A 13,790-nucleotide genomic window follows, 5' to 3' on the forward strand; every position below is an offset into this window, starting at 1 on the left:
TTCAATTGAGACTCTAAATTTTTTGCCTTACTTAGCGAACTAAGCTCGGCTGTTAGAACTCAATCTGTACGAGTGCCCACACAGATGATTGCTTTATATTGTTAAAGAACGTTGCGATTAAAGCGCGTTGCTTTATCTCGCTAGGGCTGCGCATGTTACGCCTTCCTATTTTTTTGTCAACACTTAATTTTGTTAAACTTGAAAGTTTTTAAAACTAAGTTTTACTCGACTCACTGATTAGCTCGTGCCTCGCTATGCGTTGCGCTCTGCCGTCTCAGTGGTGTCGCATTATAGGGAGATCCGAAAACAGATCAACCCTTTTTTGAAGAAAACTTGAAATAAATGACTGTTCGCTGCGTATTTGAGCTAAATGCGCTAAAAACACAACATAACTAGCAATTTATTAACATTTTAGCTGTATTAATTGATTTATACGGTAGGTTTACTAAAATAACTTTAAATACAAACTAGCACCCCACACGATCGTAAGGATCATTAATGAGAGTGTTACCGCTGCAGATCCCATATCTTTTGCACGCCCCGATAATACATGCCGCTCAGTACTAACGCGATCAGTGAGCGCTTCTATTGCTGAATTAAGTAGCTCTACAATCAATATGATCAGTAATGTACTTACTAACAAAGCCCAATGTAATACCGATGAAGCTAGCCAAAAAGAAATGGGTAGCAAAATAATGCTAAGTAGCAACTCTTGCCTAAAAGCCGCTTCTTCTATAAAGGCCGCTTTAAAACCAAGGTACGAACAATACGTCGCTTTAAATATGCGCTTTATACCAAGGCCATTAGGTTTAAATACATCTTTCATTATTAGCTCTATGATTTGTGGTCAAAATAAAGCCCCGCAATTGCGAGGCTTTTTTAATTAAGCAATACCGTATTGATCTCGGTATGCTTTAACTGATGCTAAATGCTCGTCCATTGTACCTTGGCTCTCAAGGTAGCTAATAAGATCAGCTAATTTTACAATAGAGATCACTTTGGTATTAAAGTCGCGCTCAACTTCTTGAATAGCTGAAAGCTCAGCTTTACCTTTTTCTTGGCGATCGAGTGCTATTAGTACACCACTTAGGTCTGCGCCGTTATCGGCAATGATTTCCATTGATTCACGAATAGCAGTACCCGCTGTGATCACATCATCCACCAGCATGATTTTGCCCGTTAATTCAGAGCCTACTAATGTACCGCCTTCACCATGTGCTTTTTTCTCTTTGCGATTAAAGCAATAAGGCACGTCTTTATCGTGATGATCAGCTAAGGCAACTGCAGTTGTAGTCGCAATAGGGATACCTTTATAAGCTGGGCCAAATAAAACATCGTATTCTATTGCGGCATCTTCAAGGGCTGATGCGTAAAAGCGACCTAAACGCGCTAAATCGCGACCCGTATTAAAAAGGCCTGCATTAAAAAAGTATGGGCTAGTGCGGCCTGATTTAAGGGTAAACTCGCCAAATTTTAAAACCTGCTTTTCTAAAGCAAATTCAATAAACTCTTTTTGATAATCTTTCATTGGGATACTCGCTTATGCTAACGCTTGTTTTTGAACGTCAATAATCTCACGGATAGAGTGTTTAGCTAACGTAAGTAGCTCATCTAATTCGTCGAACGAGAATGGTTCGCCTTCTGCGGTACCTTGCACTTCAATAATTTTACCTGTTTCAGTTAAAATTACATTCATATCGGTTTCGGCTTCAGAATCTTCAAGGTATTCTAAATCAGTAATTGGCTGGCCTTTATAAATACCTACCGAAATAGCAGCAATCATGTGCTTAAGTGGGTTTGAGTTGATCATCCCTTTAGCGCGCATGTGGGTAAGTGCATCAACTAAAGCAACACAGGCACCGCTTATAGAAGCTGTACGTGTTCCGCCGTCGGCTTGAATTACGTCACAGTCAATTGTAATGGTGTTTTCGCCAAGCGCTTTTAAATCTACTGCAGCTCTTAATGCACGAGCGATTAAACGTTGAATTTCCATTGTACGACCGCCTTGCTTACCACGCGAAGCTTCACGTGCATTACGCGTATGTGTTGAGCGCGGTAACATACCATATTCAGCGTTGACCCAACCTTTACCTTGACCTTTCATAAAACGTGGTACACCTGCTTCAACCGTTGCAGTACAAAGTACTTTGGTATTACCAAACTCAACAAGTACTGAGCCTTCTGCGTGTAATGTGTAATTACGGGTAAATGATACCGGTCTAATTTGGTTAGGTGTTCTTTCGCTTGGACGCATTGACGATCCCCTTAATTCTGAATTTGCGACATTATAAGTGCATGTGCAGGTAGATGCCATGCTGATTGTAAAATATTCAGCGTAATAAATTTTCTCTAGAGGTTGAGCAGTGTTACGGTATAATCATCGCAATATTGTATTAATAAATTTTAGGAACTTATCCATGATCCACAGTATGACTGCTTATGCGCGTCGCGAAATTAAAGGCGATTGGGGCACTGGCACCTGGGAAATTCGTTCAGTAAACCAGCGCTACCTTGAAACGTTTATTCGCGCACCAGAGCAATTTCGTGGCATGGAGCCGGTAATTCGTGAGCGTTTACGTAAAAATTTGCAACGTGGCAAAGTTGAAGTATTTTTAAAGTTTGTTGCAAATCCTGCTCACGTGGGTGAGCTATCAATTAATGAGTCACTTGCTGAGCAACTAATAAATAGTGCTAAATGGGTGCAGCAGCAAAGCAATGGTGATATTAACCCTGTTGATATACTGCGCTGGCCTGGCGTAATGGAAGCACAAGAACTTGATTTAGATACCGTTAATAAAGCACTTATAGCGGGCTTTGACCAAGTAGTTGAAGATTTTAAATCAGCCCGTGCCGATGAAGGCGCAAATTTAGAAGAAATGATTGCCACTCGCCTTAATGCCATACTTGAGCAAGTTACCGTAGTAGAAAGTCACTTACCAGAAATAGCAAAGTGGCAGCGTGAAAAGCTTAACCAAAAGCTTGAAGACCTAAAAACAGATATTGATGAGTCTCGTCTAGAGCAAGAACTTATTTACCTAGCGCAAAAGCAAGATGTTGCCGAAGAACTAGACCGCTTAAAATCGCACGTTAAAGAAACACGAAAAATTCTTAAAAAAGGCGGAGCATGTGGCCGCCGTTTAGATTTTATGATGCAAGAGTTTAACCGCGAAGCAAATACGCTAGCCTCTAAATCAATTAATAGTGATATTACTAATGCGGCTGTGGAACTAAAAGTGCTCATTGAGCAAATGCGAGAGCAGATCCAAAATATTGAGTAATCGTACTTGTGTGCTACTTACTTGAGCACAATTAGTTAAATAAAGTACAATAGCGTAATTAAAGGCTTGGATTATTGATTTAGTCCAAGCCTGTTTATTTTAAGTAGAGAAAAACATGGCTCAAACTCGCGGAAACTTATTTATTTTATCAGCGCCTTCTGGTGCGGGTAAATCTAGCTTAATCACGGCGTTATTAAAAAAACATGCAGATATGAAAGTATCGGTATCGCATACCACTCGAAGCCCTCGTCCCGGTGAAGAAAATGCGGTGCATTATCACTTCGTAAGCGCTGATGAATTTAAATCATTAATTGCCAAAGATGATTTTTTTGAATGGGCGCAAGTATTTGATAATTACTACGGTACTTCAAAGCAAGCTATTGAGTCGCAGTTAAATGCAGGTATTGATGTATTTTTAGATATTGACTGGCAAGGTGCGCAGCAAGTGCGCGAAATTATGCCAAGCGTGCAAACAATTTTTATATTGCCCCCTTCTAAAGCAGAGCTTGAACAGCGCTTAAATAACCGAGGCCAAGATTCTGCCGAAGTCATCGCAGGGCGTATGGCCAAAGCGCAATCAGAAACATCGCACTACAATGAATATGATTATGTTGTGGTTAACGATGATTTTGAAACCGCCCTTAGCAATATTGAAACGATCGTATTAGCGCAGCGCTTAACGCTAAAAGCCCAAGCTAGTCGTCATCACGATTTAATTACAAACTTACTTAAATAAGCCATTTATGCCCTTTACAGGGAAAACTGGTAAAAATTAACCACTGGCTATTGGCGAAACAAGCTGCTTGCAGTAAACTACGCCTTTGCTTTTAAATTATTTTGGAGTGCTGAGATGGCTCGCGTAACAGTTGAAGATGCAGTAGATGCAATTGGTAATCGTTTTGACTTAATTTTAGTTGCGGCTCGTCGTGCCCGCCAAATTGCTGTTGGTGGTAAAGACCCACTAGTAGACGCTGAAAATGACAAACCAACCGTTATCGCTCTGCGCGAAATCGAAAAAGGTTTAGTTGACAGTTCATCAATGGACGTTATTGACCGTGAAGAACAACAACACCAAGAAGCAGCTGAATTAGCTGCGGTTGCTGCTATTGTTGGCGGTAATCAATAATCAACCACCCGGTTTGATTTAGTCAACGGCTCAGTATTTCTACTCTAGCCGTTGGCAATCCCCTCTTTTCATCGTATATTCTATTACTTACCGTTACTTATTGCTTCACAAGAACATTGGAGTGTGAATGTATCTTTTTGAAGGTCTTAAAAAGAAAATATCTGAATACTTGCCTGCTGCTGAAGTAGAGCTAGTGCAAAAAGCCTACGTGGTAGCCCGAGAGGCTCACGAGGGGCAAACTCGCTCAAGCGGCGAGCCGTACATTACTCACCCTGTTGAAGTAACCCAAATTCTTGCTGGCATGCACCTTGACCATGAAACACTTATGGCCGCGTTAATGCATGACGTTATTGAAGATACCGACTTTAGCCAGCAAGACTTAGCCGAAATATTTGGTGATACGGTTGCCGAACTTGTTGAAGGGGTAAGTAAGCTCGATAAGCTCAGCTTTAAAGACAAAAAAGAATTCCAAGCTGAAAACTACCGAAAGATGATCATGGCGATGACCCAAGACATTCGGGTTATTTTAATTAAACTGGCCGATCGTACTCACAATATGCGTACATTAGGGGCTCTGCGCCCTGATAAGCGCCGTCGTATTGCCCGTGAAACACTTGAAATTTACGCACCTATTGCAAACCGTTTAGGTATTCACGATATTAAAAATGAGCTAGAAGATTTAGGTTTTCAGGCTTTATACCCTATGCGCCATCGCGCACTTAAATCTGAAGTGGCAAAAGCGCGAGGCAATCGCAAAGAAGTTATTTCTAACATTCAAACCGAAATAGAAGCACGCCTTGAAGAGTCGGGAATTAAAGCTACGGTTTCTGGGCGCGAAAAACACCTTTATAGCATTTATAAAAAAATGCTGAATAAAGAGCTGCTTTTTAATGAGGTAATGGATATTTACGCCTTTAGAATAAACGTAGATGCAATGGATACCTGCTATCGCGTGCTAGGTGTTGCACATAACCTGTATAAACCTATCGAAACGCGCTTTAAAGATTATATTGCCGTACCTAAAACAAATGGCTATCAGTCTTTGCATACCTCATTAGTGGGCCCACACGGTATTCCGGTAGAGATCCAAGTACGTACCCACGATATGGATCATATGGCCGATAAAGGGGTTGCTGCGCACTGGATGTATAAAAAAGCCGGTGATGGCGCAGGTAATACCGCGCAGCAACGTGCTCGCCAATGGATGCAAAGCTTGCTAGAGCTTCAACAAAGTGCCGGCTCATCATTCGAATTTGTCGAGAACGTTAAAACTGAGCTATTCCCAGAAGAAATATACGTATTTACCCCCGATGGCCGCATTGTAGAGCTACCAATGGGCGCTACCGCGGTTGATTTTGCTTACGCAGTGCATACTGATGTAGGTAATACTTGTGTAGGGGCAAGAGTAAACCGTAAACCTTACCCGCTAAGCAAAGCCTTAGATACTGGGCAAAGTGTGGAAATTATAACCAGCTCAGGAGCACACCCTAATGCAACATGGTTAAACTTTATAGTTACAGGTAAAGCCCGTTTAGGGATAAGAAACTACCTTAAGAGCCAACACCAAGAAGAAGCATTGTTATTAGGCCGCCGCTTACTCGATTCTGCCTTGGGTGAAAATAAGCTCGACAGCATTGCTGATGAAAACATAGCCCGCGTACTCGAAGAGCACGAACTATCTACAGTATTAGAATTACTGGTAGAAATAGGCGCAGGTAACTTAATGAGCGTATTAATCGCTAAACGCTTATTGCAAGAAGAAAGCGACGACTTGTCAGATATTAGTAAACAAGCCAAAGCAACCATTATTGGTACCGAAGGCATGTTGGTTAATTATTCTAAGTGTTGCCGACCTGTACCTGGGGATGCCATCACTGCGCATATTAGCCAAGGTAAAGGGCTTACGGTTCATCGCCAAGAATGTAAAAATATTCGCGGCTGGGAAAACGAACGCTCAAAATACCTGGTTGTAAAATGGGATGACAATCCAGAAAAAGAATATATAGCTGCGCTACGAGTGGAAATAATTAACCACCAAGGGGCTTTGGCTAAACTCACAAATGTTGTTGCTACAACCCAAGCCAACATTGTTGAGATCACGACCGACGAAAAAGAAAGTAATTTATATGTGATAGACTTAGGCGTTACCGTTAAAAACCGCGTCCATGTTGCTAATATTATGCGCCGCATTCGCGTGATGCCTGATGTGCAAAGAGTCTATCGTAAAAAGTAAAATAGGAAACTCATGAATAAAGCATTTATTTCTACCGAAAAAGCACCTGCTGCTATCGGCACTTATAGCCAAGCGGTTAAAGTAGGTACTGCCGTTTATTTATCTGGACAAATTCCACTTGTCCCAGAAACAATGGAAATGGTTTCAGAAGACTTTAGCGAACAAACACATCAAGTATTTAAAAACATTACAGCGGTGTGCGAAGAAGCAGGCGGCAAAATCCAAGATCTTGTTAAAATTAATATCTACCTAACAGACTTATCTAACTTTGCCACTGTGAATGAAGTAATGAGCCAATATTTCAAGCAGCCTTACCCTGCACGTGCAGCACTAGGTGTACGTGCGCTTCCAAAAGGCGCACAAGTTGAAATTGATGGCATTATGGAACTTCCTTCAACTAACTAACAAATACAGAGCTATAAACCCCCTTTATAGCTCTATTTTCTTCAGCTCAGCTTTGTTTATCTCCCTTTCTTGACTCACATGAAAATATCTAGCACTCTGTAATCATGCAATAAAATCAATCTTAACTTTAGTAGTAGAAAAGGATTAACTAGTGTTTAAGCTTGCCAATAACGGGAACGTAATACTTGATGTAAGTAAACACGCTCCACCTAGCGCCGCTTTTATAATTGATGCACTTGAGAAGTCGACGTTTTGCGAATGCAAAATTGACCACGAGGCTATTGATAATTTTTTTAAAGCGCAAAATAATGAGCCAACCTTGGTTGTAGCAAGTAAACACGATGCATCGCTTGTGGTAACGTTAAGTGAAGATAAAATGCAAGCCATAGGCGAGCTTACTTTAGCCTATGGTGGTAAGGTACTTTCGTTAGAAGAGGGTAAAAAACAACTCATAAAAGCAGGGGTTGTACGTGGCTACAAACAAGCTTTTTTAGAGCAGCTTTTAGATAAACAATTTAACTTAGCCCCTGGAACCGTAGCAAAAGGGATTCTAGCCAAGGGCCGTTTGCCAGCTGAGGGCACTGCAACAAAATTTGTCGCTATGGTAGAAACCCTCAAAGATCGCCTAAAAACACCTAAAATGATGGAAGATGGCAGTGTAGATATGCGCGACTTTGGTAAGCTTGCGAGCGTAGAGCCTGGTACTGTTCTGATTCGCCAACAACCTGCTACCCCCGGTAAAGAAGGCTTCACTGTAGTAGGTGACATACTCCCCGCTAAACCTGGCGAAAATAAAAAGTTAGTAGCAGGCGAAGGCGCCGAAATATCAAAAACAAATCCGCTTGAGCTTGTTTCTACAACGGCGGGTGTTCCGGTAGAAATACCTAACGGTATGCGAGTTGATGATATTTTTACCATTTCTGATGTAGATGTTAAGAGCGGCCATATTGATTTTGAAGGCAGTGTTATTGTGACTAAAAACATTGACCCAGGTATGCGCGTAATGGCTAAAGGCGACATTACGGTTTTTGGCATAGTTGAATCTGGCGAATTATCGGCCGGCGGAAACATCACTGTAAAACAAGGTATTATTGGCCATCAAAAACTCGAAGATAAAACACTATCGTGCACTATAAAAAGTGACGGAGATGTTCATGTTTCTCATGCACAATATTGCTATATTCAAGGCAAAAACATTTTTATAGACCGCCAAGCCAGCCATTGTACTATTAAAGCAAAACACTTATTACAAGTTGGCCAAACAGAGTTACCCAAAGGGAAAATTTTTGGTGGAGAGATTCTCGATGCAACTGTATTAATAGCTGGCGAAATAGGTAATGAATCAGGTGCTAAAATGGCAATTAATTTAGCCGCATCAGGTGCTGAAATAACGGCCGACACAGATAACTGCTTTAAAGACTTAGCAAAAACAGATGAGCAGCTTGATACCCTTCAAGCAGCACTAGAAAAAGCAGATAAAGTAAAAGATATAGAAAAGAAAAATCTGCTCATTAAAAAAATTGGCGCAACACAGCAGCATTACTGCCAACAAGCAGAGCTGCTAGAAAAAAAGTTATCTAGCCTAGATCATGAACTACACGACCTACTTAGCGATGCAAACCTTGCTGTTAATACATCATTACACTCAGGGGTAGAGATCCATATTTTTGATAAAGTATTAAAAACTACCCGCAACTACCCGCCTTGCAATATAAACTTACAAAACAATAAAGTAGAAATAAACTTTAAAACACATTAGGGCGCATTTAGCGCCCTTTATAATTTACAGTAAGCCGCTTACCGTATCGTGCGTTTGCTTTGGCCATACACCTACTTGCACTTGTCCAATATGCTGCTTTTGCAGTAATAACATTGCTAAGCGCGATTGCCCTATGCCGCCACCAATTGTTTGCGGGAATGCCTCTTCTAATAACGATTTATGCCAATCAAAAGCGAGACGTTCTTCATCGCCTGTTATGCTCAATTGCGCTTTTAATACATCGGGGCTTACACGAATACCCATAGATGATATTTCAAAGGCATCTTCTAACACGGGGTTCCACACTAAAATATCGCCATTTAATCCTGTGTATCCGTCAACCGTTTGGGTAGACCAATCATCGTAATCTGGAGCGCGTACATCATGGATTTTGCCATCAGCTAACGCACCACCAATACCAATTAAAAATACCGCACCGTACTCTTGTGCAATGGCTTTTTCGCGTTGCTTTGCGCTAAAGTCGGGGTACATTTTGCGTAACTGCTCACTGTGAATAAAGGTAATTTCACTGGGTAAAAATGGCGCAATACCAAAGCTTTCACTTACAAACTGTTCTGTTTGCTTAATGCCAGTGTAAATGGCTTTAACTGTCTCTTGTAACGTAGAAAGCGTACGCTCAGTACGTTGGCAAATTACCTTCTCCCAGTCCCATTGATCAACATAAACAGAGTGTATTGGGCTTAATGAGTCTTCATCTGGGCGCAACGCTTTCATTTGCGTATAAATACCTTCACCTACAGAAAAGCCGTAAGTAGCGAGCGTTTTACGTTTCCATTTAGCAAGCGAATGAACAACTTCATAGCTGCTATCGGTAATTGCTTTTACGTTAACAGCAACTGCATTCTCGTGACCACTCAAGTTATCTTGTGTGCCATCACCTACTTTGGCCAAAATAGGAGCCTGAACTTCAACTAATCCGAGTTGCTGCTCTAATTGCTGTGAAAAAAACTGCTTAACTTTACTTATTTGCTGCTGTTGCTGCACATAGTGTGAACTCATAATAAATGGCCTCATTCCCAGTTATTGTTACTTGCTTATTAATGAAAAAACACCCTGCGGGCGCCTTTAATGAAGTTACTGTAACGATTTAAACTTTTAATTCAATAAACAACAATAAAAATAGCTTTAATATGCAAAATCGATTAATTTAAACGGTATAAAAATGAAGATTCACTAATTTAAGTAAGCAAAAATAATGGAAAATTATCAAATCGATAATCTCGATAAACAGATACTTCACGCTCTAATGGCCAACGCCCGCACAGCCTACGCTGAATTAGCCAAACGGTTTGCTGTAAGTGCCGGCACAATTCACGTGCGTGTGGAGAAAATGAAACAAGCAGGTATTATCACCGGCACCCAATTAAGCATTAGTACAAAACAACTTGGTTACGATGTATGTTGCTTTATTGGTATTAACTTAAATAATGCACGCGACTACCCAGAAACACTAATTAAACTAGAAGCACTAGAAGAAGTAGTTGAAGCGTATTACACCACGGGTAACTACAGCATTTTTATCAAAGTTATGGCTAAGTCTATAGACCACTTACAAGATGTATTGATTAATAAAATACAAGCGATAGAAGCAATTCAATCAACCGAAACACTTATTTCATTGCAAAATCCAATTAGCCGCACAGTAATGCCTTAATAGATAAAATTACGTATAATTATCAAAAAAGAGGATCACCATGCAGCAAAATCGCTACCAACGAATAAAAGACGTACTATCTCGTCGTCAAACAGACTTAACGGTCTGTCTAGAAGATGTACATAAACATCATAACCTCTCAGCTATTGTAAGAAGTGCTGATGCAGTAGGTTGTCATCATGTGCACGCGGTATGGCCAGAAAACCAAAAATGGCTGACCAATAATACCTCTGGCGGCAGTAAAAACTGGCTAGAAACACACCTTCATAAAAATATTGATGATGCTGCCACAATGATGCGAAAGCACAACCCAGATGTACAAATATTAGCAACACACTTGAGCGAAGATGCAGTAGATTTTAGAGAAATAGATTACACAAAACCCACGGCTATAATTGTAGGCCAAGAAAAAACGGGGATTTCTGAGCAAGCATTAAAGCACGCAGATCAAAATATTATTATACCTATGCAAGGTATGGTGCAATCCCTAAATGTATCGGTAGCGGCTGCACTTATTTTATTTGAAGCACAACATCAACGAGAAAAGGCAGGGCTATATAAGCGCGATATGCTAAGTGAAGAGGTTAAACACCCTATGTATTTTGAAGGCTATCACCCAGTAATTGCAAAACAATGTAGATTAAAAAACCTACCTTACCCACCACTTGATGAAGAAGGTGAAATAGTCGCTAACGAGCAGTTTTGGCACGCTTTAAAACATGCTTGATGCTTAGCAAACCTGTGAGTACACTTAACTCATTCACAAATAAACAGATTTGAGCCCACATTGTCTAAACCTAGCTTAAGCCAGTACCCTATTACAGAACTTAAAGGGGTCGGTCCAAAAATGGCCGAGCGCCTACAAAAGCTAGGTATAGCTACCGTGCAAGATATGCTTTTTCATTTGCCTTTACGCTATGAAGATCGTACCCGTATCTATGCTATTAACGATGTTACTTTACACAGCCACTGCACCGTTGAGGCAACAATAGAAACAAGCCAAGTGACCTTTGGCAAACGTCGCATGTTAGTTGTGCAAATAAACGATGGTACAGCTAGGCTTACTTTACGATTTTTTAATTTTACTGCTGCGCAAAAAAATGCGTTTATCAGTGGGAAAATAATTCGCTGTTTTGGTGAGATTAGACGCGGGCGCGTTGGGCTTGAAATGAGCCATCCAGAATACAGTATCAGCGATACACCCAATGAACAGCCAACAGCAACAACTCTCACACCGGTTTATTCAACAACCGAAGGGCTAAAGCAATTATCGATTAGGGGCTTAAGCGAGCAAGCAATAAACTTACTGCACAAGTACTCAGTAGAAGAACTTATTCCTGAAAAATGGCAACCTTCACATATGCAACTGCGTGATGCTTTACTGTTACTTCATCGTCCACCTAATGACGTAGATGTAATTTCACTTGAACAAGGGACTCATCCAGCGCAGCAACGCTTAGTGTTTGAAGAGCTACTTGCACAAAACTTAAGCTTGTTAAAAGTACGCGAGCAAGGGCAGCAAGTAAGTGCAGTTACCCTAAGCCCTACAAATACATTAGAAAGCCAATTTTTAGCGCAACTCCCTTTTGCGCCGACCAAAGCACAAAATAGAGTAGTAGCCGAAATTAAAGGAGATTTACAGCACCCCTACCCCATGATGCGATTAGTACAAGGTGATGTAGGCTCAGGTAAAACACTGGTTGCAGCATTAAGTGCATTAACAGCAATAGCACAAGGTTTCCAAGCTGCACTAATGGCACCCACAGAAATTCTCTCTGAGCAACACGGGATAAATTTCAAGCAATGGTTTGAAAGCTTAGGAATTAATGTCGCATGGCTTGGTGGAAAAACTAAAGGCAAGGAGCGTGCTAGTACACTTGAAAAAATAGCCTCAGGGGAAGCGCAAATGATAGTAGGAACGCATGCCCTATTTCAAGACGAGGTAAAGTTCAATAATTTAGTATTGGTTATCATAGATGAACAACACCGCTTTGGTGTTCATCAACGCCTCTCACTCCGAGAAAAAGGAAAGTTTGGTAATTGTTACCCTCATCAGTTAGTCATGACTGCAACCCCCATTCCGCGTACATTGGCTATGACGGCCTATGCCGATTTAGAAACCTCAGTAATAGATGAGCTCCCTCCCGGTAGAACGCCAATTACCACTGTGGCCATTCCTGATACGCGCCGAGACGATATAATAAACCGTGTTAAGCTTGCCTGTAATGAACAAGGTAGGCAGGTTTATTGGGTGTGTACTCTCATTGACGAATCAGAAGCCCTACAATGCCAAGCAGCAGAAGATAGCGCATTACAATTAAAGGAGGCTTTGCCAGAACTTAATGTAGGACTTGTCCATGGCCGCATGAAAGCCACTGAGAAACAAGCCATTATGAGCGAGTTCAAAGCTGGCAATATTCACGTACTTGTTGCAACAACAGTAATAGAAGTCGGTGTAGACGTACCTAATGCCAGTTTGATTATCATAGAAAACCCTGAACGCTTAGGATTAGCACAATTACATCAATTACGCGGGCGCGTAGGGCGAGGGGCCACCGCTTCCCACTGCGTACTGTTATATCACGCCCCTTTATCTCACACTGCTCAAAAGCGTTTAGGTGTATTAAGGGACAGTAATGATGGCTTTGTCATCGCAGAGCGTGATCTTGAAATACGTGGCCCGGGCGAAGTACTCGGCACTAAACAAACTGGCTTAGCCGAATTTAAAATAGCGGACCTTACTCGCGACAAACACACTCTTAATCAAGTAAGACCTATTGCACAGCAAATGCTAAAGCAAAATCCCAACCTTATAGACCCCTTAATTCATCGCTGGCTCGGCAATAAATCTAATTACGCTCAGGCATAATTACGCTAAAGTACTCGTAAAGCTCACTGCTGAAACGCTATATTTACCATAAAAAGATGTGCGGCGAGCCTTATCCGCGGGTTTCGTGATACTCAACCCACGCTACGAGGTACAGGTTGAAGCTGTGCAGCTGATAGCTAATATTTTCACTTTCTTACAGACGCAAAAAAGCCGCTTCATTTCTAAAGCGGCTTTATCGTATTTGAACCCTGGCAATGTCGTAGTGCCCACAGCGATGGAGAGACACATAGCGAAGTACTCTTAATGTTTTTTTAATGGGATTCACTGAGCACTGAGGTGGTCGTCGCGTTCTTTTATACCAATCCGCATAAGTAAGTGATCTATTTTGAGGACGGAAAAACGTGTTGATAGCAAGGCAAAATATTCGCTATTTAGTTGTTCTAAATGAGAATTTTTTAACGCAGATAGCGACACGTTTAGCCCC

At 41.2% G+C, this 13,790-nt stretch carries 13 protein-coding genes; 9 read left to right on the plus strand and 4 right to left on the minus strand.

Features of this window, described 5'->3' with window-relative positions:
* Nucleotides 1-445: 445 nt before the first annotated feature.
* Genes CWC16_RS18765 through rph form a run of 3 tightly spaced genes read right to left on the minus strand, consistent with a single transcriptional unit; the run spans nucleotide 446 to nucleotide 2,254 of the window.
* Entirely contained in the window at nucleotides 446-826 is a 381-nt protein-coding gene (locus CWC16_RS18765; RefSeq protein WP_138542629.1) for a diacylglycerol kinase, read from the minus strand.
* Between the two features lie 57 nt (nucleotides 827-883).
* Nucleotides 884-1,528 (minus strand): orotate phosphoribosyltransferase, encoded by a 645-nt coding sequence (pyrE, locus tag CWC16_RS18770; protein ID WP_089348836.1) that lies wholly within the window; start codon nucleotides 1,526-1,528, stop codon nucleotides 884-886.
* A 12-nt stretch (nucleotides 1,529-1,540) separates the two neighbouring features.
* Nucleotides 1,541-2,254 carry a ribonuclease PH gene (rph, locus tag CWC16_RS18775; RefSeq protein WP_138542630.1) on the minus strand — a complete coding sequence of 238 codons (714 nt, stop codon included), beginning with the start codon at nucleotides 2,252-2,254 and terminating at the stop codon, nucleotides 1,541-1,543.
* 163 nt (nucleotides 2,255-2,417) lie between these two features.
* On the opposite strand from rph, the gene CWC16_RS18780 reads away from it, so the two are divergent.
* The 6 genes from CWC16_RS18780 to CWC16_RS18805 all read left to right on the plus strand — a co-directional run bounded on the left by CWC16_RS18780 (nucleotide 2,418) and on the right by CWC16_RS18805 (nucleotide 8,801).
* On the plus strand, nucleotides 2,418-3,278 hold the full coding sequence (locus CWC16_RS18780; RefSeq protein ID WP_138542631.1) for a YicC/YloC family endoribonuclease: 861 nt from the start codon (nucleotides 2,418-2,420) through the stop codon (nucleotides 3,276-3,278).
* A gap of 115 nt (nucleotides 3,279-3,393) precedes the next feature.
* Entirely contained in the window at nucleotides 3,394-4,014 is a 621-nt protein-coding gene (gene gmk, locus CWC16_RS18785) for a guanylate kinase (protein ID WP_055016864.1), read from the plus strand.
* A 114-nt stretch (nucleotides 4,015-4,128) separates the two neighbouring features.
* Entirely contained in the window at nucleotides 4,129-4,404 is a 276-nt protein-coding gene (gene rpoZ / locus CWC16_RS18790) for a DNA-directed RNA polymerase subunit omega (RefSeq protein WP_004588253.1), read from the plus strand.
* 127 nt (nucleotides 4,405-4,531) lie between these two features.
* On the plus strand, nucleotides 4,532-6,637 hold the full coding sequence (gene spoT / locus CWC16_RS18795) for a bifunctional GTP diphosphokinase/guanosine-3',5'-bis pyrophosphate 3'-pyrophosphohydrolase (protein ID WP_004588254.1): 2,106 nt from the start codon (nucleotides 4,532-4,534) through the stop codon (nucleotides 6,635-6,637).
* Nucleotides 6,638-6,649: 12 nt separating this feature from the next.
* Complete coding sequence (gene ridA, locus CWC16_RS18800; protein WP_004588255.1) at nucleotides 6,650-7,042, plus strand: deaminase RidA; 393 nt, start codon at nucleotides 6,650-6,652, stop codon at nucleotides 7,040-7,042.
* A gap of 151 nt (nucleotides 7,043-7,193) precedes the next feature.
* The gene (locus CWC16_RS18805; protein WP_138542632.1) at nucleotides 7,194-8,801 is read left to right on the plus strand and encodes a flagellar assembly protein A; all 1,608 of its coding nucleotides are present in this window, start codon (nucleotides 7,194-7,196) and stop codon (nucleotides 8,799-8,801) included.
* Between the two features lie 24 nt (nucleotides 8,802-8,825).
* Here CWC16_RS18805 and asnA read toward each other — a convergent pair whose 3' ends face one another.
* On the minus strand, nucleotides 8,826-9,821 hold the full coding sequence (gene asnA, locus CWC16_RS18810) for an aspartate--ammonia ligase (RefSeq protein ID WP_138542633.1): 996 nt from the start codon (nucleotides 9,819-9,821) through the stop codon (nucleotides 8,826-8,828).
* A 196-nt stretch (nucleotides 9,822-10,017) separates the two neighbouring features.
* Here asnA and asnC point away from each other — a divergent pair, with 196 nt between their 5' ends.
* Genes asnC through recG form a run of 3 tightly spaced genes read left to right on the plus strand, consistent with a single transcriptional unit; the run spans nucleotide 10,018 to nucleotide 13,345 of the window.
* Nucleotides 10,018-10,476 (plus strand): transcriptional regulator AsnC, encoded by a 459-nt coding sequence (gene asnC / locus CWC16_RS18815; protein ID WP_004588258.1) that lies wholly within the window; start codon nucleotides 10,018-10,020, stop codon nucleotides 10,474-10,476.
* 40 nt (nucleotides 10,477-10,516) lie between these two features.
* Entirely contained in the window at nucleotides 10,517-11,203 is a 687-nt protein-coding gene (gene trmH / locus CWC16_RS18820; RefSeq protein WP_138542634.1) for a tRNA (guanosine(18)-2'-O)-methyltransferase TrmH, read from the plus strand.
* 60 nt (nucleotides 11,204-11,263) lie between these two features.
* Nucleotides 11,264-13,345: an ATP-dependent DNA helicase RecG gene (gene recG, locus CWC16_RS18825; protein ID WP_138542635.1), complete on the plus strand. Its 2,082-nt coding sequence runs from the start codon at nucleotides 11,264-11,266 to the stop codon at nucleotides 13,343-13,345.
* Nucleotides 13,346-13,790: the final 445 nt, after the last annotated feature.

This window comes from Pseudoalteromonas sp. S3776 (genome assembly GCF_005886915.1).
GTDB lineage: Bacteria > Pseudomonadota > Gammaproteobacteria > Enterobacterales > Alteromonadaceae > Pseudoalteromonas.

What these genes read in the sequence shown, in the direction of transcription:
- CWC16_RS18765 (WP_138542629.1), bottom strand. Translation starts at nt 826, where the DNA reads ATGAAAGATGTATTTAAACCTAATGGCCTTGGTATAAAGCGCATATTT.
- pyrE (WP_089348836.1), bottom strand. Translation starts at nt 1,528, where the DNA reads ATGAAAGATTATCAAAAAGAGTTTATTGAATTTGCTTTAGAAAAGCAG.
- rph (WP_138542630.1), bottom strand. Translation starts at nt 2,254, where the DNA reads ATGCGTCCAAGCGAAAGAACACCTAACCAAATTAGACCGGTATCATTT.
- CWC16_RS18780 (WP_138542631.1), top strand. Translation starts at nt 2,418, where the DNA reads ATGATCCACAGTATGACTGCTTATGCGCGTCGCGAAATTAAAGGCGAT.
- gmk (WP_055016864.1), top strand. Translation starts at nt 3,394, where the DNA reads ATGGCTCAAACTCGCGGAAACTTATTTATTTTATCAGCGCCTTCTGGT.
- rpoZ (WP_004588253.1), top strand. Translation starts at nt 4,129, where the DNA reads ATGGCTCGCGTAACAGTTGAAGATGCAGTAGATGCAATTGGTAATCGT.
- spoT (WP_004588254.1), top strand. Translation starts at nt 4,532, where the DNA reads ATGTATCTTTTTGAAGGTCTTAAAAAGAAAATATCTGAATACTTGCCT.
- ridA (WP_004588255.1), top strand. Translation starts at nt 6,650, where the DNA reads ATGAATAAAGCATTTATTTCTACCGAAAAAGCACCTGCTGCTATCGGC.
- asnA (WP_138542633.1), bottom strand. Translation starts at nt 9,821, where the DNA reads ATGAGTTCACACTATGTGCAGCAACAGCAGCAAATAAGTAAAGTTAAG.
- asnC (WP_004588258.1), top strand. Translation starts at nt 10,018, where the DNA reads ATGGAAAATTATCAAATCGATAATCTCGATAAACAGATACTTCACGCT.
- trmH (WP_138542634.1), top strand. Translation starts at nt 10,517, where the DNA reads ATGCAGCAAAATCGCTACCAACGAATAAAAGACGTACTATCTCGTCGT.